23 protein-coding genes are annotated in these 22,917 nt (G+C 56.4%); 4 read left to right on the forward strand and 19 right to left on the reverse strand.

All coding sequences use genetic code 11. From position 1 onward, the window contains the following. Positions 1–2: 2 nt before the first annotated feature. The 3 genes from AC6I6N_RS07285 to icd form a co-directional block, all read right to left on the reverse strand. Positions 3–1,337, reverse strand: a complete 1,335-nt coding sequence (locus AC6I6N_RS07285) for a carboxylesterase family protein (protein ID WP_497943347.1) — start codon at positions 1,335–1,337, stop codon at positions 3–5. 3 nt (positions 1,338–1,340) lie between these two features. Next, positions 1,341–2,576, reverse strand: coding sequence for an acyl-CoA dehydrogenase family protein (locus AC6I6N_RS07290; protein ID WP_497943348.1), 1,236 nt, complete (start codon positions 2,574–2,576; stop codon positions 1,341–1,343). 309 nt (positions 2,577–2,885) lie between these two features. Beyond that, complete coding sequence (gene icd / locus AC6I6N_RS07295; protein WP_042488358.1) at positions 2,886–4,142, reverse strand: NADP-dependent isocitrate dehydrogenase; 1,257 nt, start codon at positions 4,140–4,142, stop codon at positions 2,886–2,888. A 267-nt stretch (positions 4,143–4,409) separates the two neighbouring features. Here icd and AC6I6N_RS07300 point away from each other — a divergent pair, with 267 nt between their 5' ends. Further along, positions 4,410–4,838, forward strand: a complete 429-nt coding sequence (locus tag AC6I6N_RS07300) for a DUF1841 family protein (protein WP_094197385.1) — start codon at positions 4,410–4,412, stop codon at positions 4,836–4,838. A 15-nt stretch (positions 4,839–4,853) separates the two neighbouring features. Here AC6I6N_RS07300 and AC6I6N_RS07305 read toward each other — a convergent pair whose 3' ends face one another. Both AC6I6N_RS07305 and AC6I6N_RS07310 read right to left on the reverse strand, forming a co-directional pair. Continuing rightward, the gene (locus AC6I6N_RS07305) at positions 4,854–5,222 is read right to left on the reverse strand and encodes a c-type cytochrome (protein WP_249459858.1); all 369 of its coding nucleotides are present in this window, start codon (positions 5,220–5,222) and stop codon (positions 4,854–4,856) included. 16 nt (positions 5,223–5,238) lie between these two features. Continuing rightward, complete coding sequence (locus AC6I6N_RS07310) at positions 5,239–5,595, reverse strand: c-type cytochrome (protein WP_108727795.1); 357 nt, start codon at positions 5,593–5,595, stop codon at positions 5,239–5,241. A 217-nt stretch (positions 5,596–5,812) separates the two neighbouring features. Here AC6I6N_RS07310 and AC6I6N_RS07315 point away from each other — a divergent pair, with 217 nt between their 5' ends. The 3 genes from AC6I6N_RS07315 to AC6I6N_RS07325 are packed head-to-tail and all read left to right on the forward strand — an operon-like array spanning position 5,813 to position 8,454. Continuing rightward, entirely contained in the window at positions 5,813–6,670 is an 858-nt protein-coding gene (locus AC6I6N_RS07315; RefSeq protein WP_094197388.1) for an AAA family ATPase, read from the forward strand. A gap of 1 nt (position 6,671) precedes the next feature. Next, on the forward strand, positions 6,672–7,292 hold the full coding sequence (locus tag AC6I6N_RS07320; protein ID WP_497943349.1) for a GNAT family N-acetyltransferase: 621 nt from the start codon (positions 6,672–6,674) through the stop codon (positions 7,290–7,292). Continuing rightward, positions 7,282–8,454, forward strand: coding sequence for a vWA domain-containing protein (locus AC6I6N_RS07325; protein WP_497943350.1), 1,173 nt, complete (start codon positions 7,282–7,284; stop codon positions 8,452–8,454). The genes AC6I6N_RS07320 and AC6I6N_RS07325 overlap by 11 nt, the downstream gene beginning before the upstream one ends. Before the next feature lie 155 nt (positions 8,455–8,609). On the opposite strand, the gene AC6I6N_RS07330 is transcribed toward AC6I6N_RS07325, so the two are convergent. From AC6I6N_RS07330 to AC6I6N_RS07395, 14 genes are all read right to left on the reverse strand, one after another. Next, positions 8,610–9,248 carry a DUF2968 domain-containing protein gene (locus tag AC6I6N_RS07330; protein WP_094197391.1) on the reverse strand — a complete coding sequence of 213 codons (639 nt, stop codon included), beginning with the start codon at positions 9,246–9,248 and terminating at the stop codon, positions 8,610–8,612. 136 nt (positions 9,249–9,384) lie between these two features. Next, positions 9,385–10,788, reverse strand: coding sequence for a sigma 54-interacting transcriptional regulator (locus AC6I6N_RS07335; protein ID WP_094197392.1), 1,404 nt, complete (start codon positions 10,786–10,788; stop codon positions 9,385–9,387). 20 nt (positions 10,789–10,808) lie between these two features. Next, positions 10,809–12,881 carry a pilus assembly protein TadG-related protein gene (locus AC6I6N_RS07340; RefSeq protein ID WP_321278173.1) on the reverse strand — a complete coding sequence of 691 codons (2,073 nt, stop codon included), beginning with the start codon at positions 12,879–12,881 and terminating at the stop codon, positions 10,809–10,811. A gap of 33 nt (positions 12,882–12,914) precedes the next feature. After that, on the reverse strand, positions 12,915–13,397 hold the full coding sequence (locus AC6I6N_RS07345) for a DUF3613 domain-containing protein (protein WP_230017656.1): 483 nt from the start codon (positions 13,395–13,397) through the stop codon (positions 12,915–12,917). Positions 13,398–13,422: 25 nt separating this feature from the next. Next, positions 13,423–14,421 carry a tetratricopeptide repeat protein gene (locus AC6I6N_RS07350; protein ID WP_497943351.1) on the reverse strand — a complete coding sequence of 333 codons (999 nt, stop codon included), beginning with the start codon at positions 14,419–14,421 and terminating at the stop codon, positions 13,423–13,425. A 5-nt stretch (positions 14,422–14,426) separates the two neighbouring features. Then, on the reverse strand, positions 14,427–15,407 hold the full coding sequence (locus tag AC6I6N_RS07355; protein ID WP_094197396.1) for a type II secretion system F family protein: 981 nt from the start codon (positions 15,405–15,407) through the stop codon (positions 14,427–14,429). Between the two features lie 9 nt (positions 15,408–15,416). Next, positions 15,417–16,340 carry a type II secretion system F family protein gene (locus AC6I6N_RS07360; protein WP_094197397.1) on the reverse strand — a complete coding sequence of 308 codons (924 nt, stop codon included), beginning with the start codon at positions 16,338–16,340 and terminating at the stop codon, positions 15,417–15,419. Further along, positions 16,341–17,675: a TadA family conjugal transfer-associated ATPase gene (locus AC6I6N_RS07365; protein WP_497943352.1), complete on the reverse strand. Its 1,335-nt coding sequence runs from the start codon at positions 17,673–17,675 to the stop codon at positions 16,341–16,343. A 27-nt stretch (positions 17,676–17,702) separates the two neighbouring features. Continuing rightward, complete coding sequence (locus tag AC6I6N_RS07370) at positions 17,703–18,980, reverse strand: CpaE/TadZ family protein (protein WP_234354323.1); 1,278 nt, start codon at positions 18,978–18,980, stop codon at positions 17,703–17,705. A gap of 17 nt (positions 18,981–18,997) precedes the next feature. Further along, entirely contained in the window at positions 18,998–20,332 is a 1,335-nt protein-coding gene (locus AC6I6N_RS07375) for a type II and III secretion system protein family protein (protein WP_094197399.1), read from the reverse strand. Positions 20,333–20,416: 84 nt separating this feature from the next. After that, positions 20,417–21,370: a Flp pilus assembly protein CpaB gene (gene cpaB / locus AC6I6N_RS07380; RefSeq protein WP_094197400.1), complete on the reverse strand. Its 954-nt coding sequence runs from the start codon at positions 21,368–21,370 to the stop codon at positions 20,417–20,419. After that, complete coding sequence (locus AC6I6N_RS07385) at positions 21,370–21,858, reverse strand: TadE/TadG family type IV pilus assembly protein (protein WP_497943353.1); 489 nt, start codon at positions 21,856–21,858, stop codon at positions 21,370–21,372. The genes cpaB and AC6I6N_RS07385 overlap by 1 nt, the downstream gene beginning before the upstream one ends. Then, on the reverse strand, positions 21,855–22,394 hold the full coding sequence (locus AC6I6N_RS07390; RefSeq protein WP_230017648.1) for a TadE/TadG family type IV pilus assembly protein: 540 nt from the start codon (positions 22,392–22,394) through the stop codon (positions 21,855–21,857). Before AC6I6N_RS07390 ends, AC6I6N_RS07385 begins: the two co-directional genes overlap by 4 nt. Beyond that, on the reverse strand, positions 22,376–22,885 hold the full coding sequence (locus tag AC6I6N_RS07395; RefSeq protein WP_319802189.1) for an A24 family peptidase: 510 nt from the start codon (positions 22,883–22,885) through the stop codon (positions 22,376–22,378). The genes AC6I6N_RS07390 and AC6I6N_RS07395 overlap by 19 nt, the downstream gene beginning before the upstream one ends. Positions 22,886–22,917 lie beyond the last annotated feature (32 nt).

The following is a 22,917-nucleotide window of genomic DNA, read 5'->3' on the forward strand; positions in this document are numbered from 1 at the left end:
AGTCATGCCCCTACAAAACGGGCAATGTCCCCCCTCAAGTCCTGGGAAACACACTCAAATCGCTCCTGCGTTACCCCCTGCATCATGGGGGCATCCTGCCAAGCCAGGAAGTTGCCAAACTGAAACGGCAGATCAAAACAATGCCCACTGAACACCGCGTCAAGTGGGCTGTGCTCTGTAAAGTCACTCCACACCACAGCTCGCCCCGCTGCTTTCAGGCTAGCCGCATACTGGGTAGGAAAGCGCTGAAACTGCAACCAGGAAGACGCCGCCACAACTTGCTGATACGGTGTCAAGCCCGACCTTGCTCCCTGATACACGCCGTTTCGCAGCAGGTTGGCGGGTAAATCCTCCGCAGGCCATACACCCAAAGCCTGATCGACCTGCTCTTGCGTCGCCTGCCGATGAAAAGGCACGTCAAAAAAGAACACGGAGGACTCTTGAGCGGTGCAGCGCAAATACACCGCCTGCGCATGGCAGGTTTGTGCCGCCCAGTCAGGATTCAATAAATCCGGCGGCATCCCCGCACTGGCCACAGGCAGGAATGCCGAAGGAGCATGAGCCAAGCGTGGTGGCTCTTTACCCAAGGCCAGCATGCCATGCTGCATCAAGGTATCCACGTCCGCCATCAACCACTGATCGCCCAGGCTTTGTCGCACACGCTCCGTGGTTTTTTTTTGTTGCTCGGGCGTCCACGGTGTGCGCGTCCCCATGCTAAGCAAAGCCACGCGATCAATCCAGCCTCGCGTGGACTCCAGCACACTGAGCAAATGCGCATACCAACCACCCGCCGACTGCCCCATCAAGGTGATCATGTCCGGGTCGCCACCAAAGGCGTGGATGCGATCTTTCACCCATTGCAGCGCCAAGAACAAATCGGCTGCCGGTAAAGGCAAATCATCCGCCTGTGCATCACCCAAGTGCCCCAAGGCGCCCAGACGATAATTCACATTAACGACCACCACGCCCTGCGCTGCCAAACGGGTGCCGTCATACCAGTCCAAAGAGGCGCCGCCACTCATCCAAGCACCACCGTGGATAAAAAAGACGACAGGCAGACCTTGCGCTTGAGCTGGCGCCCACACATTCAGAAAATAAGCATCTTCAGATTGGGGGTTGGCACTGCCTGCGCCCATGACTGCAGCAAGGCGGCTGGGGCGCTGCGGAAATAAAGGCACCTGATCCAGAGATGTCGCTGCCACCCGCCCCACCGCCGCCTGCGCCGCTTCAAAACGATGCGTGCCTTGGGCGTAACGCAGGCCATACCAGGCCTGCACCTCTACGCCATCGGCACGACAACGGCGCGAGGGCGCATTGATCAGCAATGTCGCCGTCATGGCTTAGAGCTTGTTGGAAATATAAGGCGTACCGGTCATGCCGTTGCCGTGCAGCTCGTATCCCATGGGCGCGGTAATCGAGGCATGGCGAGTACCGGTATTAATATCGCGCCACATCCGGCCCAGCGGGCTGTTTTCCGCAAACGAAGCGGTGCCATGCAACCAGCAAAGATTGTTCACCGCATCCACCAGTTCGTGTCCGGCATGGCCGATCCCGGCGCGATGACGCGCACGCAGTTCCAAGGGCATGGGCACTATGCCAGAGGCAGCCGCATCAATCTGCGCCGCAGCACGTTCCAACAATAAACGGGCGCCATCAATCTGGATACTGGCCGAGCCCAAGTTCTGCACAAACGCCCCCGAGTCCGACTGTTTCTTGTAATGGGTATAGGTAATGCCACGCTTGCCACTGACGCCACTGGTGAAATCCACGGCAGCTTGAGCCGCTCCCAAAGATGGCGCTTGAATGCAGGTGGACATGGTCAGGTGCGGCGTCAAACGACGGCCAAACGTGGCCGAAGGATCTTGCTCCTGCACATCACCCATCAATTGCTGAAACGTGATCAAGCGCTCTTTGGGCACCCACAGGTTTTCAGCCACCATGGTGTTGGAGCCAGAACCGCGCATACCGATGGTGTACCAGGTGTCCTGAATGTCAAACTCATCACGACGCATCAACACAAAGCCCACGGTAGGCTCGACCAGCTCGCTTTCCTTGATGAACAGAATCCCCAGCGCCCAGTCCGAATGGTTGCTGTTCGATGCAAAAGGCCACTTGCCCGTAATGCGCCAGCCATCGCCATCCGGCGTTGCCGTGCCTTGCGGTTGAGCAAAAATGGACGCAGCACGGATAGGGCCATCTGCAAACACCTCATCGAGCATCGCATCGCTAAAACGGTTGGCCAGCATGACCGAACCATTCGAGATCACCACACACCAGGCGGCTGCCGGATCGTAATAGCCCACGGCGCTGGCGCACTGCAAGAGCATGTCCGCGCCACCCTCGTACCCGCCGTAGCGCTTCAAGGTCGAAATGCGCCAGGCCCCGGTGGACTCCAAAGCCTGAACCGCCTCATCCGACAACACGCGATTACGGTCAGCCTGTGGAGCCAGCTCACGTAACAGCGGACCGATCTCATGGATACGTTCCAGAATCTCCTCTGCCTCCTGACGGGATGGGGCCTGAGTAACGGTGATCCGCTCGTGCTCGGCGACCAACGTAGCTCCTGTGATAGTCATAACTGCTCCTTAGAATTATTTGATGTAGCAAATTTATAGCTATCGTCAATTAATCGCAATATCAATAATTATGGAAACAGTCGAAAACTCTTGTTTTATTGGATTTATCCGGGTTTTCACCTAGTAAAAATCACGCCTTCTTTTTATTTTTAATTGCATAAAACTAACGATCAAAAATAATATGAGCGTAATGATAGAAGAAAAAGACAGGAGCGGAACGGCCCGCCAAAGCATGAGGCGAAAAAAAACCGCCGACCCGAAGGTCGACGGTTTTTCATGTAGAAAACTGGCTTTAACAGCCTGTTTTCATTACATGTTTTCGATCATGACATCGCCAAAACCGGAGCAGGACACTTGAGTAGCGCCTTCCATCAGACGGGCAAAGTCATAAGTCACTTTACGCGAGGTGATGGATTTTTCCATGCTGGAGATGATCAGATCAGCAGCTTCGGTCCAGCCCATGTGACGCAGCATCATTTCAGCGGACAGAATCAGCGAACCTGGGTTCACGTAGTCTTTGCCAGCGTACTTGGGAGCAGTACCGTGGGTAGCTTCGAACATGGCCACGGAGTCGGACAGGTTGGCGCCGGGAGCGATACCAATACCACCCACTTGAGCAGCCAGAGCGTCGGAGATGTAGTCGCCATTCAGGTTCAGTGTGGCGATAACGTCGTACTCGGCAGGACGCAGCAGGATCTGTTGCAAGAAGGCGTCAGCAATCGAATCCTTGACGATGATCTCGCGACCGGTCTTGGGATTCTTGAATTTGCACCATGGGCCGCCGTCGATCAATTCAGCACCGAATTCTTTTTGAGCCAGTTCGTAGGCCCAATCACGGAAGCCACCTTCGGTGAACTTCATGATGTTGCCCTTGTGAACGATGGTCACGGAAGAGCGATCGTTGTCGATGGCGTACTGGATGGCCTTGCGCACCAGGCGCTCGGTACCTTCGCGGGAAACAGGCTTGACACCAATACCGGAAGTATTGGGGAAGCGGATCTTGTTCACGCCCAGGGTGGTTTGCAGGAAGTCGATCAGCTTCTTGGCGCTTTCGGACTCAGCAGCAAATTCGATACCGGCGTAAATGTCTTCGGAGTTCTCGCGGAAAATGACCATTTCGGTCTTTTCTGGCTCACGCACAGGCGAAGGAACACCCTTGAAGTAGCGCACTGGGCGCAGGCAGACGTACAGGTCCAGTTGCTGACGCAGGGCCACGTTCAGGGAACGGATGCCACCGCCAACGGGAGTGGTCAGAGGACCTTTGATGGACACGACGTAGTCTTTAACGGCATCCAGTGTTTCTTCTGGCAGCCACACGTCGGAACCGTACACCTTGGTGGATTTTTCACCGGCGAACACTTCCATCCATTCGATCTTGCGCTTGCCGCCATACGCTTTGGCAACCGCAGCATCGACCACTTTGATCATGACTGGCGAAATATCCACGCCCGTACCATCACCCTCGATGTAGGGAATAATGGGTTGATCGGGAACATTCAGGGAAAAATCCGCGTTAACTGTAATTTTCTGCCCCGACGCGGGGATCTTGATATGCTGATAGGACATGGATGCTCCAGTTGTGCTCCAATATTAGGGATAGCTAAACACGGAACGCTTTTGCGTTTCCGAAGTCTTATATAAGAGTTTAACTTAATTCGCGCGTATTCAGGCACCTGTAAACTCAAAGCTTGTCAAAAATGCTTGCATTCTTGACAACTTATCTATTTTACACGGCCCCGATGGTGGCTTGTACCAGCCAGTCATTCTCACCGTTTCCCGTAAAATGCGCGCCAAAGATTCGCATTTTCTGACCATTTTTTTCTCGACTCCACCATGTTCAACCCCTCTCGCGAGCAGGTTCGCCAATTTTTCATTGAAGCTTGGGACAAACACCAAAGTGGTCATCTGCTGACCGCTCTAGAGACCATGGCAGTAGATCTGGTACAGCAGCACCCCGAGTACCACGACGATTTACGTAACGCCGATGCCGTCAGTCAGGACTATTCCGTGGAGCAAGGACGCAGCAACCCTTTCTTGCACCTGTCCATGCATCTGGCCATCAATGAGCAACTGTCGATTGACCAGCCTCCGGGCATCAAGGCAGCATATCAGCGCTTATTGACCAAGCACGATCAGCATGCCGCAGCGCACATCATCATGGAGGCACTGGGCGAGGTGATCTGGGAAGCACAACGTCTGGGCACACCGCTAAACAATGAGCGCTATATCGAATTGATCTTGCGCCACAGCACACGCGACTAGACGCCGCAAGCAGCTTTACTTCCTATGGCTCAAGGGGCCGGGCTGACGCGACAGCCACACGGAAATACTGTCAATATCCGCTTGGCTCATGGTGTTGGCCATCGCTCCCATGATCGCGTTCTTGCGAATATTGGACGTTGCCGGCGCTCCGGCCTGCCCACGCTTGTACGCCATCAAGGCCTGACGTAAATAATCCGCATGCTGGCCAGCCAGAATGGGATACTCCGGATTCAAGGGCGTTTTCGCATCCTCGCCATGACAGGAGGCACAATTCAGGTTCTTCCAGGCTTGTCCGCCTGCATTGACCAAATCGTCAGCAGCCATTGCCTGACCGCCCCCTGCGGCCATCAGCCCCATTGCCACCAGTAAGACTGTTTTTCTCATACGTACCTCCCCGTCCTTAAGGTTTGTTGCCCGCGTAATACGCGGCAATGTCCGCCATGTCCTGTTCGGACAAGCTCAGCGCAATGGCTTGCATGGTGGGGAAGGTTCGAGCGCCGCTGGCATACTCCTTGAGCGCCGCTTCTATGTACGCAGCACCCTGCCCGGCAATCATGGGAACGTGATAGACCTCGGGAAAGCTGGCCTTGTAACCGGGCAAGCCATGACAGCCTATACACATGGAGATCTTGTCGCGCGCCGCCTCGGGATTGGCCTTGATCGGCTCGGAATCCTGCGCCTGGGCTGCCCAGGGCAGACAGGAGCTGGAGGCCAGAAGAAAGAAAGAGACACACCGCTTCATTTGCAACTTCATCATCGCTATTCGCTTTGTCGTGGAGTTGAAAACGGTCCGGGTCAGGCTCTGCGTCTATTGCAGCAAAAGGTGAATCAACGCGACACCTGGCTCTGTGATGCTGACCGACGAGTACTGAGACGATTGTATGATAATTGCCAAGGATGACTGATACTAGTATTTATACCCGAGTTTCTATTCTTGACAGATCAACATTTTAAGTACAAGTTTGAGCCGATTTATGACTACTACGACCCGTTTTGAAGGCACCGACCAGTACGTTGCCACCGATGATTTGAAGCTGGCCGTCAACGCCGCTTTGACGCTACAACGTCCTTTGCTGATCAAAGGCGAGCCGGGTACCGGCAAGACACTGCTCGCCCTGGAAGTGGCCCGTGCCCTGGGACGTCCCCTGCTGCAATGGCATATCAAGTCCACCACCAAGGCGCATCAGGGTCTGTATGAATATGACGCGGTCTCGCGTCTGCGCGACTCCCAATTGGGCGATGAGAAAGTCCACGATATCGGCAACTACATTGTGCAAGGCACCTTGTGGCAAGCCTTTGAGTCCGAGGAGCCTACTGTCGTTCTGATCGACGAAATCGACAAGGCCGATATCGAGTTCCCCAATGACTTGCTGCAGGAACTGGACCGCATGGAGTTTCATGTCTATGAGACTCGCCAGACCGTCAAGGCGCGCCACCGCCCATTGATCATCATCACGTCCAATAACGAAAAAGATCTGCCTGACGCCTTCCTGCGCCGCTGTTTCTTTCATTACATCCGCTTCCCGGAGCGCGAGACCATGGAACAGATTGTGGCCGTGCACTATCCCAACCTGCGCAGCGACATCCTGTCCAGCGCCCTGGATACCTTCTTTGCCCTGCGCGATGTCCCTGGCCTGAAGAAAAAACCCTCCACCTCGGAATTTCTGGACTGGCTGCGTCTGCTACTGGCTAACGACATTCCGGCCGATGCCCTGCATGAGCTGGATGAAGGCCTGCCCCCCATGGCCGGTGCCTTACTGAAAAACGAACAAGACTTGTCCTTGATGCAGCGTCTGGCCGCCATGAGCCAACGCAGCCAGCGCCGGAGCTGATATGCAAACAAGCGCTTTTTCCCAACCCATCGCTCCCTTGACGCTGCAAGGTTGGGGCGTGCGTCTGGAGCCTTTGCAACTGGCGCATGTGAAATTGCTGGAAGCGGCTGCGGCCGATGGCGAACTTTGGAATGTGCGTGTGACCAGCGTCCCCGCCCCCGGCCAGACCCAGGACTATGTCAACAAAGCTCTGGACGGTCTGGAACAGGGCCATATGCTGCCCTTTCTGGTATGGGACCTGAGCACAGACCAAGCTGTCGGCACCACGCGTTATCACGACATTATTGCGCCAGTGGGCCGCCTGGAAATCGGCTACACCTGGTATGCTCGCAGCGCCCAGCGCAGCCACGTCAATACCGCGACCAAGCTGCTCTTGCTGCAACATGCTTTCGAGACCTTGGGAGCCGGCGTCGTAGGCTGGCGTACCGACCACCTGAACTTCAAATCCCAGCAAGCCATCACCCGCCTGGGAGCTCGTTTCGACGGACTAGTTCGCCACCATGCTGTGCGCCGCGACGGCACGATACGCGACACCCTGTTCTACAGCCTGATGGCAGGCGAGTGGCCAGATGTCCGCGCCCACTTGCTGGACAAACTAAGGCAGCACGGCCATGTTGCTTGATTTCTTCTACCACCTGCGCGAGCGCGGCCTGCCGGTTTCCATTCAGGAACACCTGACGCTGCTGGACGCATTGTGCAAAGGGATCATGCCCCCCACGCTGGACGATTTTTACCATCTGTCCAGACTGGTGCTGATCAAGGACGAAACCCTTTACGACCGCTTTGATTTGGCCTTTGGTGAGTTCTATCAGCCACAGTTGGAGGCGCTGGCCAAGGACAAGACCTTGCCCGAGGACTGGCTGCGCAAAACACTGACCCGCAACCTGACGCCTGAACAGAAAGCTGCATTGGAAAAGCATGGCCTGGAAAAACTGCTGGAGATGTTCAAGGAACGTCTGAACGAACAGCAAGAGCGACATGCGGGCGGCAGCAAATGGATTGGCACGGGTGGCTCCTCACCGTTTGGACATGGTGGCTATCACCCCGAAGGGATCCGTATCGGCGGCCCCTCTGCAGGAAACCGTACCGCCATCAAGGTCTGGGAAAAGCGCGAGTTCGTGGATTACGACGACCAGCAAGAGCTGGGCACACGCAACTTCAAAATGGCGTTGCGACGCCTGCGCCGCTTTGCCCGCCAGGGCGCCCCCACCGAGCTGGATCTGGACAGCACCATACGCGAGACAGCTCGCAATGCCGGCATGCTGGATCTACACATGCAGGCCGAGCGACAAAACCGGGTCAATGTGCTGATGCTGCTGGATATTGGCGGCAGCATGGATGACCACATCGCCCAGGTAGAATCCCTGTTCTCGGCTGCACGCTCTGAATTCAAGCACCTGGAAGCGTATTACTTCCATAACTGCGTGTATGAATCAGTCTGGCGGAACAATGCTCGCCGTCAAAGCGAGAGGCTGGATACCTGGGATTTGCTGCGCAAGTACAACGAGGACTGGCGCATCATTATCGTAGGCGATGCCACCATGAGTCCTTACGAGATCATGGCTCCAGGTGGTTCTGTTGAGCACTACAACAAGGAAACCGGCGCAGCCTGGCTGCAAAGGCTGAACGATCACTGGCCACGTATCGCCTGGCTCAACCCGGAACCGCAGGCTTATTGGCCGTATCGACAATCCATCGCCATCATTCAGAACCTGATGTCCGACCATATGTACCCCGTTACCAGCGCAGGGCTGGAAGAGGCGATGCGTTACTTGTCACGCTAAACAACCACCTTCTGTTCGACGACAGACAGGAAATCAACACCCGAGGCGCGAAAGACAAGGGCATAAGGCCAGCCAAGGGCGCTTTCCCTTCAGACATAAAAAAACCCGCACAGTCACAAAACTGCTGCGGGTTTTTCATCACGCTTTTCAAGCCATCAACGCCCTTTCTGACGCTGCAACATCCCAGCGCGCTGCTTCTCCAACTCATTGATCTGACGCTGCAATTCACGCAGCTGCTCACGGGCTTCACGTTCCTGCTCTGCCAGAGCCTGAGCTTCGCGGCGGGACTCTTCACGCTGGGCGATGGCCAAAGCTTCTTGCTGACGCTGCAAAGCCAGATCGTTTTGCAAAACAGTCAACTGGTCCGCGCTTTCATTCAATTTCTTTTCAGCATCAGCCACTTCGGCCTGCAGCTTGATGCGCTCCAGATCAGCGGCGGCATAGTCTACCGTGTCCTGACGGTACTGGGTGTACATACGCTCGGCCAGGGATTCGTCGGTGGTCTTGAACACACGCCAGAATTCACGCTGCTGAAACAGGGCCACGTAATACGTCATGCTCTCGGCAGAGAACAGCAAGCTGGCACCAAAACGACCGTTATAGGCGGTACGCAGCTCTTGGACGGCACGCGCCTGAATCAACTGCTGCAACTGGGCCACAGTGGTGTTCTGATAGGCCGGAGCCGGTGCCGGTGTAGGGGCCACTTCCGGCGAAGCGACAGGCGCCACTTCCTGGACATCTTGCTCTTGAGTTTGCGCCACTACAGGCCGCTCTGGCTCCTGCACCAAAGACATCGAGCTGCACCCTGACAATAAAAAAAGTCCTCCCAAGGACAGCAACGCCGCCGTCTTCTGACTAAGGTTCACCATACCCATCCCTTGATAATCCATTTTTTTGTGTTTAGCTTGATACACAGAATCAGCCCGTATTCTAAACGCGCGTTGTCGCATCTTGTGCCTTTATGTTGAATTTGCGCATCTTTTCCCACAAGACTTTGCGAGAAATTCCTAATACAGCAGCCGTATCCTGGCGTCGCCAGTTCTGCGTATCCAGAACATTGATAATGCGAGCGCGCTCCTCCTGCTCCTGCGCACTCAGGCTGATGACCGGCTCGGGCCGCTCCAAAATAGGCGCCCCTTCAGGCAAAGCCATGGCCGGAGCCATCACCGGGGCGTTAAAGCGTTCCAGCACTTGCCGCAGTTGTACCGACTCCCAGGCACCGAACTGTTTACTCATGACAGCAACACGTTCAACCAGATTAGCCAGTTCCCGCACATTACCGTTAAAGCGCATGTTGCCTACGGCATCCAGCACCCATTGCGGAATATCTTCAACGTCACATTCCAGCGCCTGTTCCAGCAAGGCGCAGAAAATAGCGATCTTTTCCTGAGAGCCGCGCTGCTCCAGATTCGGAATCAGCAGTTCCACCACGGCCAGACGGTAATACAGATCAGCGCGAAACTGACCCTGCTGCACCAAACCCAAGAGGTTTTTATTGGTGGCTGCGACCATACGAAAATCGACCGGGATCTGTTGCGTCGACCCCAAGCGCGTCACGCAGCGCTGCTCCAGAACGCGCAGTAGTTTGACCTGTTGATGCAAGGGCAAATCCCCAATTTCGTCCAGGAACAGGGTGCCTTGATCTGCCTGCTCGAAATAGCCTTTATGAGCGCCAATTGCGCCCGTAAAGGCCCCTTTCGCATGGCCGAAGAAATGAGCCTCGAACAAACCCTCGGGCACTGCCCCGCAGTTCACCGGAACGAAAGGGCCTTGGGCACGTGAGGAGCGCTCGTGCAACAGTTGGGCAATACGCTCTTTACCCACGCCTGTTTCGCCATGAATCAGCACACTGGCCCCGCTATCGGCGTACATATCCGCCTCAGCAATCAAGGCTCGCATCACAGGCGAGACGGCAACTAATGGCTGAGGGCCACCCTGCCCTTCACGCTCGACCTGTGCGGTCAAGCCGGCCAACTTGGCAACCAGGGTACGCAACTCGGCCTGACTGAAAGAAAGCGGCAAAGTATAGGAGTACGCCGACGGGTAAAAACGGGGGTCATAGCCCCGGTTCTCCGAAGCGACCCAGATCACCGGAATGGCATGCTCAACCAGCCATTGGTGCTGCTCAAAACGCCCCTGGGCCATCACACTGACGGACACCAGAGCAACCGCATGACGCGTGGGATGACGCTCGGCGTCCAGCACCAAGGAAGGCTCTACGCGCATGACCGCTACCGAACTGGGCTCCATGGCACGCTCAGCGCGCGTCACCAGATCGGAGCTGCCCTCCCAGACGTATAAAACAGGTTCATTACCCATAAAGCTGACACTCATTGCTGTGTTCGCCTCCCGCCCTATTGCACCAGATAGGCAGTACCACACTGCACATCATGAAGTTTCACATCAGCCTCGACCAGACTCAGGCCCAGCAGCTTTAGCAACCCCTCCAGCAGCGCACTCAAACCTTGCAACACAGGGTCCAACAAAGCGACGACCAGACTTAATACGGCACCGACCAGGTTGGAGTCTTTAAAGACCAATACCTCGACCGCACCTGTCCGGCACTCGCGCATCGCTTGCTGACCACCAATACCACCGATCACGCAGGCCAGATCACTCAAGGGCGCACCCAGCAGGGTTGTCAGCAAATTATCGACAAAGCCCAGGGTTCCGCCCAGCACACCAATCAAGCCATTCTGGCTCATGGTGCGGGCCAGTTGATCCATACGTTCCTTGGACCAGTTCATCTCGTTGACCACCTCAGACACCGAGCGTCCGTATCCATCCCCCACCAGACTCTCTGCCATCGTGCGCTTGCCGGACGCACCGCTCCATGGGGTGTTCAACAAATCACCAAGAATGCCGGAAAGAACGGCATCAGAGAGCAGACGCACACTACGGGACAGGTCCAGTTGAGTGGCATTGACAGTCGCTTCCGAAGGCTCGCCCGGAGGTGCCGTCAGCGTCACGTGAACCGGATCTTTGGTATCAATCAGGGGTAAGGTCACTTTGGCCGTCAAGGGCAAAATACCCAGCACGTTAATGATGCGGTGACGCTGAATATCCCCAAAGGACTCATCCTTGCAACTGTTGCTGGTCGAGAAGAAATCCGAATGCGGAAATTTGCCCAGACACACGTTCACCAAGGAGGAACTGACCGCAATGGTGGCCTGATTCTCGGCAATCGGAGCGCGGCAGATATTCACCAGTTCGCCAGAGGCCTGGGACAATTCGATGATGACCGGCAGGCTGACTTCCGTCCCGAGGATTTTCAAAATCGGGCCTGCCAGCGGAATCTTGGAGGTATCCAGATTCAGATAAACACGTACACCTGCCGAATTCGCTTTAGTGCCTACCCCACCCATGGCAATACTAGGCGGCTCTACGATCCGTACTCGCAAATCCAGGGCATTATTGAACATATCGGTCAAACCGGCTGGCAGCGCCGTCAGGTTCAGATCGATCAGATTCTGACCATTGGCCACCACCAAACCGGTGTTGACCAATTGCAGCACATCCAGATTCACATTCAAGGCCGACAGAGGATCCACACCATTGATCAGGGCCAAGATACCGCCATCCCCCAGCAGCTTGATCGGCAAATCCAGGGGGCCGACACCCAGCAGCAAGCGAATATAGTCCTGTAAGGCGCCAACATCCAGACCCAGTGTTTTTTGCTGATCCAGCAAATCCAGACTGGCACTTAGCAAATCAGCCAAGGTCAGTTGTTCCAGTTGCGCCAACTCCTGCGGCGTTCCGACACCGGCAATGACAGTGGCAGGCAATCCCAGGGCTTTCAACAAACCGGAAGGCGTAATCTTGGCATTGACCAGACCAGCTGAGTCCAGCACCGTCAATTGATCCGGACGCAAACCTACGCCGCGCAGCAGGTTATAGACCAGACCATTGCGTTTTAAGGACAGCAATCGGCTGCCCACGGAAAAGGTCGCAACCGGCTCGCTGTTCTTGGCAGTGGCAACCGCTTCGATCACCGAGGAGGTGAAAAAGGGAAACAAGGAAGGGGGTTGATAACTCAAGTGGACGCGCACCGAGTCAGCGGGCAAGGCCGGCACGAAGCGCTGGGTCGGGTCACTTTGGTTGCTGTTCCATTGACCACAAAGGACTTTGGCGCCATCGCCCGTCAAACCCGCCGCAGGCGAATCGGGTTGGCTACGCAGGCTGAACCTGGCCATGTTCTCACCTTGCTGGCAGCCCAGTGCATCCCCAGAACCCAGGGCCTGCGCCCCCGCCAAGGCAGCCAGGTCAGCCGCGTTTTGCAGCCCCCGCTTCACATGGAAGTTATGCCCCAGGTGCGCCGCCCCCAGCAGCACCAGCCCCACCAGCAAAGCTGCGGCCGCAGGCACAATAATGGAACCTTGCTGCTTGTGTGCCTGCTCGTTTTGGGTTCGAGTTATTCCCCATTTCATCTCGCTCTCCTGGCCTGCTCCAGCCCTATAGGCTTAATCACTACTGTTTGTTTTGATGCGTTCTTTCATGTACTCAGGAATGGGATGCTTGAAGCTGTTCAAGTAACGCTCCCACACCAGATTGGCTGCGGCTCCGTGCACGGGCAAGACCTTGCCTTCCCGGTCCGGGTCGGCCTGCATGCTAAGTAGGCTGCGGGTGTCCGGGCCTACCTCGATGCGTGGTGGGATATGGCGACGCTCGTTCTGCACATGCACAGGCAGGCCTTCCACCTCAGGCCAAGGATGTACTTCCTCATCGCTCAAGCGGTACTTTTCATAAGGCTGGCGTTCAGCCGGCGTTGCCGCCGCAGCCACCGGTGTATCCATACCCTGATTGCTGGCTGCTGCCGGGCTGGTGTTGACCGGGTACGTGCGGGTGTCGGAAACCATGGTTCCAGTCAGTGGAGCTTGTGTCTGCGCCCAGGCACTACTGGCCATCAACAAGGTGCAGCAGGCCAAAATGCGGGATCGGTTCATTGCGATATCCTTGAAAAAACGGCAATCAATTCATTGACGAGGACACAGGGCCCAGGCTCTCGAGCAAGGGTCGGTTCAAGCCCGCTTGCGTGGAGGAAACCACAACAGGGGCGGGACGAGCCACGACCTGGCGCTGAGGCTGAACGGATCGATTCAAGACCACTTGATCCACTGCCACCGAGGGGGCTGAGCTCAATGCCACCGCCTGAGCTCTGGCCTGCTCTTGCTTTGCAGCCGCTGCCATGCGCCGCTCCTGTTGTTTCTGCATTTGCTGACGCGCATGCAATTGCTCTAGTTCCTGCCCAATTTGCTCGGCCATCTGCACAATGGCTTGCTGGGTTGCCGGGTCCATACCCGCCTGCTGCATCACAAAACCGGCGCGTTGCGTCTCCTGGCTAACCAGCAGATACAAGGCCATATTGCTCAAGATCTTGGGATTGTCCGGGGCCAGTTCTGCGGCCTTGCCCAAGGCCAGACGTGCTTCCTGGGGGCGGCCGGAACGCAAGTAGGCATAGGCCAGATCGCTTTGGACAATCGCGTTCGTAGGGTCTTGCTGAGCGGCCTGTTTCAGAAAATGGGCGGCCTGATCAAAGTGCTCTTGCGAACCAGCGATCAAACCCAAGCCTTGATAGGCCCTCCCGGCCACTGGCGTATTCAACAGAGCCTTAAACGTATGCGCGGCTTGTTCCAACTGCCCGGTTTGACGCTGCGCCTCGGCCCGCAACACCATGACCTCTGGATCGGTGCCGTATTCTTTTTCCATGGCCTCGGCATAGGCCAGGGACGCAAAGTAACGTCCCTGCTTCTGCGTCTCTTGCAGCATGCGTACCGCCATCTGCTTGTCGGTGGGCTTGCGCTTTTCCCAGTGCTCAATCTCTTTGCTCTGCAAAAAGGCTTCCTGCTCCTGTTGCTGACGCACCAGCTCGTAAGCCGAATCCGTGGTGGAGCACGCCACCAGCAAGGTACTGCCCAAACCCAGTGCAGCCCAGCGCATTACGGGACGAATCCATGTCGACGTTTTCATTAAAATCATCCTCCGGCCACTTGGCTCAAGCCACGGAACAAGGCCAGAAAACCCGACCCTGCAGTAATAATCAACAAGGCAGGCAGCAAAGTCAGCACCATGACGCCCGTCATCTTCACCGTCAATTTGCCCACTTTGGCCTTCAGCTCCAGACGACGCTGCTCGCGCAAGCGCACACCGAAGCGGTGCAAGGGTTCTTGCATGGCACCGCCGTGCTGATCCACCTGCACAATCAGGCGGCAGATCACGGCCAGGTCCTCGTTGGTAAAGCCGCTGGCAATCCGCTCCAAAGACTGCTCACGAGTACGGCCACGGGCGTATTGCTCGACCGCAATGGTCAGCTCGGAACCCATAACGGGAATCACGTCATGAAATTCACGCTCGATGGTGTGCAAGGTCTGGTCCATGGACAGGCCCACGCCTTGCAACAAACGCAGCAAGTCCACAAACAAAGGCAGCTCGGCAGCGATACGCAGACGACGCTGCGAGACGCGGCGTACCAGCCACCATTTGGGTAACATCCAGCCCAGGGCAAAGCCAAGGAACACGGACACAAACGGCACATACTCATTTAGCCTGCGCGTCATGGGCAGCAAGCTGAACAAGATAATCAGGAAAATGCTCAGGCCCACTCGACTCAAGACGAAATACTGCCGCGCCACATCAATATGCTTGAAGCCAGCATTCATGACGAGCACGCGATCTTCTTCACTAAGCAGGCTGGATCCGAAGCGCCCTTTAAGCCAACGCTCCCCCAAACTGCCTGCCTGCATCTTGATCTGTTCCACCGTTTGACGAGACTGGCTAGGCGCCTGCGACGTATGCGCTGCACCTTTCAGGCGTTCATCAACGACCTGGCTTAAACGCGTGGCTTGCTGACGCTGCTGCCAATGGTGGTGAAACCACAAAGCAAACAGAATCAAGCCTGCCAATGCGCAAGCCACGGCTCCCCAGACCAGAACGGTTTGTGCTTCCAAGGCCATCATGTCTTGCTCCTAGACATTGCGTGCCATCCAATACAGCCAATAACAACCCACACACTGCAGGACTGCTGCGAACAACAGCATGCGAAAACCCACCGGGTCATTCCACATCGTCAGGAACAGCTCGTTATTGAAAATCAGAATGTAGACCCCGATCAGGATCGGCAATAAAGCCAAAATCCAGGCGGACAGGCGTACTTCAGCCGACAAGGCGACCAGCTCGCTGCGCGCATTTTCCCGGTCACGCATGAAACCCGCCATACGTTCCATGGTCTGGTCACTACGGCCACCAAAACGCATCGCTACGCTGATAACGGCAGCCACCAAAAACAGCTCATGTAAGCCGTGTTGGCGCGACACAGCACGCAAGGCCACATCCAGATCCTGACCAGACCGATGCAGGGAGTTTGCATCCTGCAACACCTGGCCCAAAGGTTGCGGCGTGTTGTCAGCCGCACTTAAAAAGGCCGCGCCCATGCTGTTGCCAATGGTGATCAGTCGCACCATCAGATCCAGAAAGTCAGGAATTTGCGACACGATTTTGCGGTGACGCTTATCGCTGCGAAACCACAAAAAGGTATAGGCTCCCAGCACCGTCGCAAGCAGCATGGCGCCCCCCGCCACAGGGCCAACCAGCACCAGCAAGACAGCAGGCGGCACCACGATGCACAGCAAAAGGGTCAGATAAAAACGCTGCGAGGGCCGAATCCCGGTGCGCAGCATGAACTCACGCCACCCTTTCGGTGCGCCCAACCAGGCATCCTGGGTGCCGGGCTGTACCCGTACGCTGCTCTGTACCGCCGGGCGCAAAGCCAACTGCTGCTCCAGAACGTGGGCTGAACGCTGTGCCTGCTGGTGCTGGGCACCTTTGGCCCAAAGCAGCAACGCCCCCAGCATTAAAATCACAGCCGCCAAAGCGATATACAACGCCATCATTTAGCGTCTCCAATCCCAAAAACCACCGCCTTCTTTAGGCGTGTTTTCCTGAGCCTGAGCTTGCTCGTTAGCCAGTTGGTCGCGATACTGCAGCAACTTGCGGGTATGCGGATGAATGCCCAGGCTGACCCAACGATCCTGTTCGGTGCCATCGTCCAGCACATAGGATTCGTGGCGATACAGCTCTTGCATGGCAATCACGCCATCGCCCATGCCGGTCACTTCGGTAATAGACAGCACCCGGCGCTTGCCGTTGGGCAAGCGACCAATCTGAATAATGAAGTCCAGCGCACTGGCAATCTGCCGGCGCAAGCTGTCTTCACTACCCTGGAAACCCGCAAAACCGGCCAGCATTTCCACTCGATACACACATTCACGCGGCGAGTTGGCGTGGATTGTGGCCATGGAACCTTCATGGCCGGTGTTCATGGCCTGCAGCATGTCGATGACTTCGGCACCTCGCACCTCACCCACCACCACCCGGTCAGGACGCATACGCAAGCTGTTACGCAACAGTTCACGAATCGAAATCTCGCCACTGCCGTCATATCCTGCCTGACGCGCTTCCAGACGCACCACATGCGGGTGGTTCAAGGCCAGTTCGGCGGTATCCTCTACTGTGACAACGCGCTCGGTCTTGGGGATGTAAAAGGCCAGCGCATTTAGCAAAGAGGTCTTGCCCGAGCTGGTCCCGCCAGAAATCAAAATATTGCAACGCGAAGCCACGGCCGCTTGCAGCAAGCGGTCAACCGGTTCGTCAAAGGCCCCCAGGCGCAGCAAGTCTTCCGGTTTGAGCGGATCCTTGCGGAACTTGCGGATGGAGACCATGGGGCCATCCACCGCCAAGGGGTGAATGACCACGTTCAGGCGACCACCATCGGGCAAACGGGCATCGACCATCGGAACCGACTCGTCCAACCTGCGTCCCAGCGGAGCCAAAATACGACGCACAATGCGCAGCACATGCTGATCGTCGGTAAAGCCGCTGGGCTCACGCCCCAGAACGCCACCACGCGACACAAACAGCTTGTCGTAGCCGTTGATCAGAATATCTTCGACCCCAGGATCTTCCAGCAGATCCTCCAAAGGCCCCAAACCCGCCAGTTCACGAGTCAGCGCCTGCACGATCTCGCGCACTTCCTGTTCGTTGACAGGTACCCGCTTCAAACGCACAAAGCTGGCTAATTCGATACCCACAAAATCCTGAATGGCCTGCCGTGTCCAGCGGCCAAACTCGGCTCCCAACTCCTCGATGCGAGCCAGCAAATGTTCATGGGCCTGTTCTCGAACCTGAATCAGGTCGGGACGACCACCGAGCAATGAAGTATTGTTCATGCTTTACTTTTCCATGCTTGGGCCTGTTCAGCCCCCGAACCTGAATTTCAACCGTCCCAAAACCGAACTGACCTTGTTTTGTGACAGCCCCTGCCTGCGTCCCGTCAGCCCCGATGCCAGACTTTGCAAGGCACGGGTATACGGGTCCTTCTCATCCACTTGCACCAAAATCTTGCCCAACCCGGCGCTGCGCATATGCCCAAGACGCCGATCCGGTAGCACGGCTGCCAGTTCCAGGCCAAAGCGCTCTGCAATGGCTTGCCCCGAAAAGCCGTAAGCCGGATCAAACTGATTGACCACCAGACGCACATTGGCCAGCGCATCGAACTGCGCACGCACAGCCATGAATTCCGCCAGGGATACCAGCGCTCCCATACTTTGGTCGGTTACCACCAGCACCTCGTCCACCAGCGACTCCAGTTCCACCAGAAAACGCGGATTAGGAAAGCCACCGGCATCAATGACCAGACAGCCCATGCGTTCACGCAAATAACTGCACAGGCCCAGCGAATCCTCCAGACTGATCTGATTCAAGGTGTTCACATCGGCGGGCAAAGACAGTAGGTTCAAACCGCTACTGTGCTGCGCCAGCGCCGAGTGCAGCATGGTGTCGTCCATGCGATGACGCTGCGAGGCGGCCTGAATAAAGTCAAAATCCGACCCCAAGCCCATGTACAACGCACAGTCTCCGGTAGGCGCTCCCAGATCCAGCAAACCCACCCGCTCGGTCAGCGGCACCAGCTCAATCGGTAAAGGCTTGGCCGAAGACACACCGCGAACTTCCTTGCCCACGCGATTCATCTCTTGCTGCAAGAGCCAGGCCAGACTGCTGGCGGCGGTGCTGCAACCGACGCCAATACGCGCGCCCATCAACAAAACACTGCGAAAAGGCTTGTCCAGCAAAGGGCTATGCTGGGCCTGCCCCAGTTTTTCTATCAGCACCTGCAACTGATGATGCAGGTCTTCAGTCGTATCCAGGTTCAGGAACTCATTGGCACCCGCACGCAAGGCATTCACAGGCCCCTGCGGCACCGAGGCCCGTCCCACCGCTACACGCTGCACACTGGCATCGAGCCGGGCCAGGCTGCGCACCAAGGTCATGACCGGTCCGTTTTCATCCCCATGCTGTCCATGCACAAAGTCAAAAAACACCAAAGGTTCTGCTTGCTTGGCCAACTCCCGGCGCAAACTCTCGGTCGTGGGCTCAATCGCCCTTACCGTCAGCAAGCCGGCGGCTGCCGTATTGATCATCACAGCCAGCTCGGGGTGCTCTGTACACAAGAGATATTCCCGATATCGTTGCACGTCACCACTCCACGCGCTTAGCGCGAAAACCCTGGCATCTGCTCGTAACCATGACGGCCCAGCAAGAAGTAGCCCCAGGCATTGGGTGCGTCATCCAGCTTTTCCTGACGACCACCCGGCAAGGCAATCGTGGCACCTTTCTGGATAGGTTTGATCAGACGGGGCGTGACGACAATGACCAGTTCCAGCTCTTTCTGGCTGTACTGCACGTTGCGGAAAAAACTGCCCAGAATCGGCAGATCACCCAGGAAGGGGATCTTTTTGACGGCGGCTGCGGTTTGGCGCGACACCAGGCCACTGATGATGTAGCTCTGGCCATCACCCAGCTCGATCGTGGTATCGGCACGGCGGGTGCGCAGTGAAGGCATCACGCCGCCACCGGGCATTTCCACCACACGTGAGTAATCCAGATCACTGGCTTCCGGGGCAACCTTCAAGGCAATACGTTCGGGAGACAGCACGGTTGGCGTCACCGTCAAACCAATCCCGAAAGGCTTGTATTCCACCGTGGTCGTTCCCAAACCGCCCGAGCTGGGGATAGGGATTTCGCCACCGGACAGAAAGCTGGCGCTATGGCCGGACATGGCGACCAAAGTCGGCTCGGCCAGCACACGGGCCAAGCCATTTTGCTCCAGCAGATTCAAGGCCGCACTAAAGTTGCGCGAGTTATACGCCAGACTCAAACCGCCGCTTAAAGCCTGAGGCAGCAAGTTCACTCCGCCCGACCAGGGTTTACCGCCAATGGCATTGGCACTCAGGCCGATGTCCTTCATCACTTCACGGGAAACCTCCACCACTTTGACTTCTACCTGCACCATGCCACTGGTGCTGACCTCGGACAGGTCCAGCACATCCGCATCCGGGCCGGAGCCAGAACGTGCTGCGGCCATGGCATTTTGATGATCCAGCAAAGACGGACTACTCCCCGTAATCAAGGACTGCTGCCCGGCACTGGAGATCTGTGCCGACAGAGGGCTGCCCGATTGCGCCAGTTGCTGCTGCACCTGGCTGGTCACTTCAATAGTCCAGCGATCCGGGTTGGTGCGACCCGGCATCCAGACACGCAAATCCGCTGTGCCTGCGCGCTTGCCAATCAGCAGAACCTCGCCCCGCTGTCCGGCCGACGCAGACAGGATCTGCACATCCGCCACACTTTCATCGCTGATCGCCACACGCTGCGGCACTTGCGACAAGCGCAAAACATCCTGATCGTTAGCGACCAGGCGAATCACCTTCTGGCTGGCGCTGGTCTGCGTCGTTTGTGCCATGGCTGGAATCGGTGCCAGACCCAACAAGCAGAGCGCGTACCAGCACCCCAAACCCAGACCCGCTTTTTTGATTTTCTGTCTCATGTGTTTAATCCATGCTGCCTTGCGTCGCTTCCCGTCAGCCCCCACAGCTTGGCTGACCCGTCCCCACAACAAGATGTGTATTGCTTAATACTGAATGACCTCTAAACGGCCCCCGCGGATGACTTCCGTGCGGCGCGGCGGCGCCGCATACGGTTCACCATTGGCTTTGGCTCGTGCCTGAACCTGCTCTTTTTCAGTCTGGCTGATGGCAAACTCGCGCAAGCCCAAACCGGCCATCGCACGGTTTTCCGGCAATTTCAAGGCGTCGCGTTGATCCGCGTCCAGCCCCGCACGCGCTGGAATCAAGCCCGCAAATTCGGGGAATAAAGAAGCATCAGGCAGGTTTTCGTCCTGGGGCGCACGCAAGACCAATTGCAGGCCGCCGCTGCGGCTGGCCAGCAAAAGCTCATTGACCGACTCCACAGGGACCGCCAACATGGCATGGCGGGCTTGGGTCTCGGCACGATTGTTGGTATTGGCTTGCACCGGATCCGGCCCGGACAGCGAGGCACCGCCGTAGGCCAGCACGCGCACACGCGGCATCAACAAACGGGCTTGCGTGTCGTTGACCTCGTTACCACTATTGAAGGTGATGAAAATATCAACCAGATCACCCGGCTCCACCCTATGGCTGGCGCCGGTAATCACGTCAATGGGAATGGTGACGGCCCGCTCGCCATCTTCCAGATACGTGGCCAAGCTTTTAGCAATGAAACTGCTCAGCACTGGCTGGCCCTGGCCCAGATCAAAACGCAAGGTTTTGCCGGTCAAGGCCTCCAAGTTATTGAAAGACTGAGCGGGAGCGGCAGGCCACTGCGCCAGCTCCAGGGCATCGGCCTGCAAGGTTTCCCCGGCTTTCACATCTCGTTTGACCAGAACCACCGCCTGCAAGCTGGCCGCAGGCTCTGTGTTTTGCGTGCTAACTACTGGCTGGATGACCTCGGGTTTGGGCTTCATACCCAGGTACAAGGCAAACGCAACCAGCACGGCTGCGATCAGCAATAAAAGGACTGCTGCCCCCTTCATAATGCCGCTCATTAATGTGGTCTCCGTAGTACGAGTAATGTCTTGGCGCTTAAGCTGCGCAATGGATCTGCCTGATCTTCTTCAGGTCTGAGCAGATCCAGGGTTTGAGAAAGGATTCCGGGTTCAATATCCAGCGTCAGGGAAATCTGGGCGCAGTCGTACTGCGACTCCGAGGTACAGGCCTGGGACTGAACATCCGCACTAAGATCGCCAAACCAATGCAAAAACGCATCGCTCTTGGCTTGGCCCTTGCCATAATCTTTCGCCAGTACGTCATTCAAAAAGGGGGCTATTTCATCCACGGTTTTGACGTGCATCGTCACTTGCCGGGAAAGGTCACCGACCAGATGGCTCATTTTCTGCTTGGCCAAAAACAAAGAGCTAAACGTGATGATGCCGCTGAAGATCAGCAGTAGAACCCCCACCATCAAGGCGAATTCGATAGCAGCAATGCCTTGCTGGTGCTGCGTGGCAGGCAAGGACTGGGCTAACCGAGTCATGGCGTGCCCCCCATTGCGCCCACTTCGCCAGCGACCAGCAAATTAATTTGCGCATTGCCCTTTAATTGTTCGGGCACCACCAAGGCAAACAAGGTATCGGGAGCGAAACGGGGAATCAGCGGGGCTTGAAGATAGTCGTACACAATGCCAACACGCAGCTCTTCACTATGCAAATCCGTGGTGATGCGTACATGCTCACTGCCCACCCAACTGCTTAACCACTGCACCTGATCGGCAGCCACTGCCTTGGCGCGATCCGCGCGTGCCTGCAAACGATCCGGGCTAAGCATAGGGCCGCCCGGCCCAGCACCTGGCTCAATCAGGGCAGCACGGGCACCGGATTCGGCCGCAAAATTCAAAGACTGCTGGGCGGTCATGATCAAACCGAACGTCAGCAAGCCATACATAAAGAGAAACAGCAGGGGAAAAACCAATGCAAACTCCAGCGCGTAGGCTCCTTGTTGGTACTTTTTATCGACACCACGCCGTTTTGCGAATTGGCCCTCTCGTGGGGGCTTTATTGATTGTGAATCCATACCCACCCCATTGTTGCAAGGCATAACCAGGCCCCCAAGGGCACACTACGTGCCTTGACCCGGACGCCCGGCAAAGCAAATCCGTACTTACGTTCCAACGATGGAATCAGCACCAGTACCAAGGCATGCAAACCGGCCAATACCGTGCCAAACAACACCACCATGCCGGCTTCTTTCCACCCCAAGGCCAGGCCCAGCACCGCCATCAGCTTTACATCGGCTGCCCCCATCAAACGTAATAACCAGACTGGATAAAACACGATCAGGGCGGCTGCAAAACCGATCAAGGAGTCCCCCCAACCCGCCACCCATCCAAAAGGAAGGCCATAAGACAGGCTAACAACAAGCTTATGCAGCAGAACCGCTAAACCATAAAAAACTAATAAGGCATTAGGAATTTTCCGTAATCTCAGATCGTTATAAATAATCTGAACGGAAAAGAAAAACAGAATAAAAATAAAAGAAAGATTAATTAAAACGGGCATAAGCATCAGCCATTCAAGCTAAAAGGCACAGCCATTCT

Source organism: Alcaligenes sp. LTN-3, from assembly GCF_059735605.1.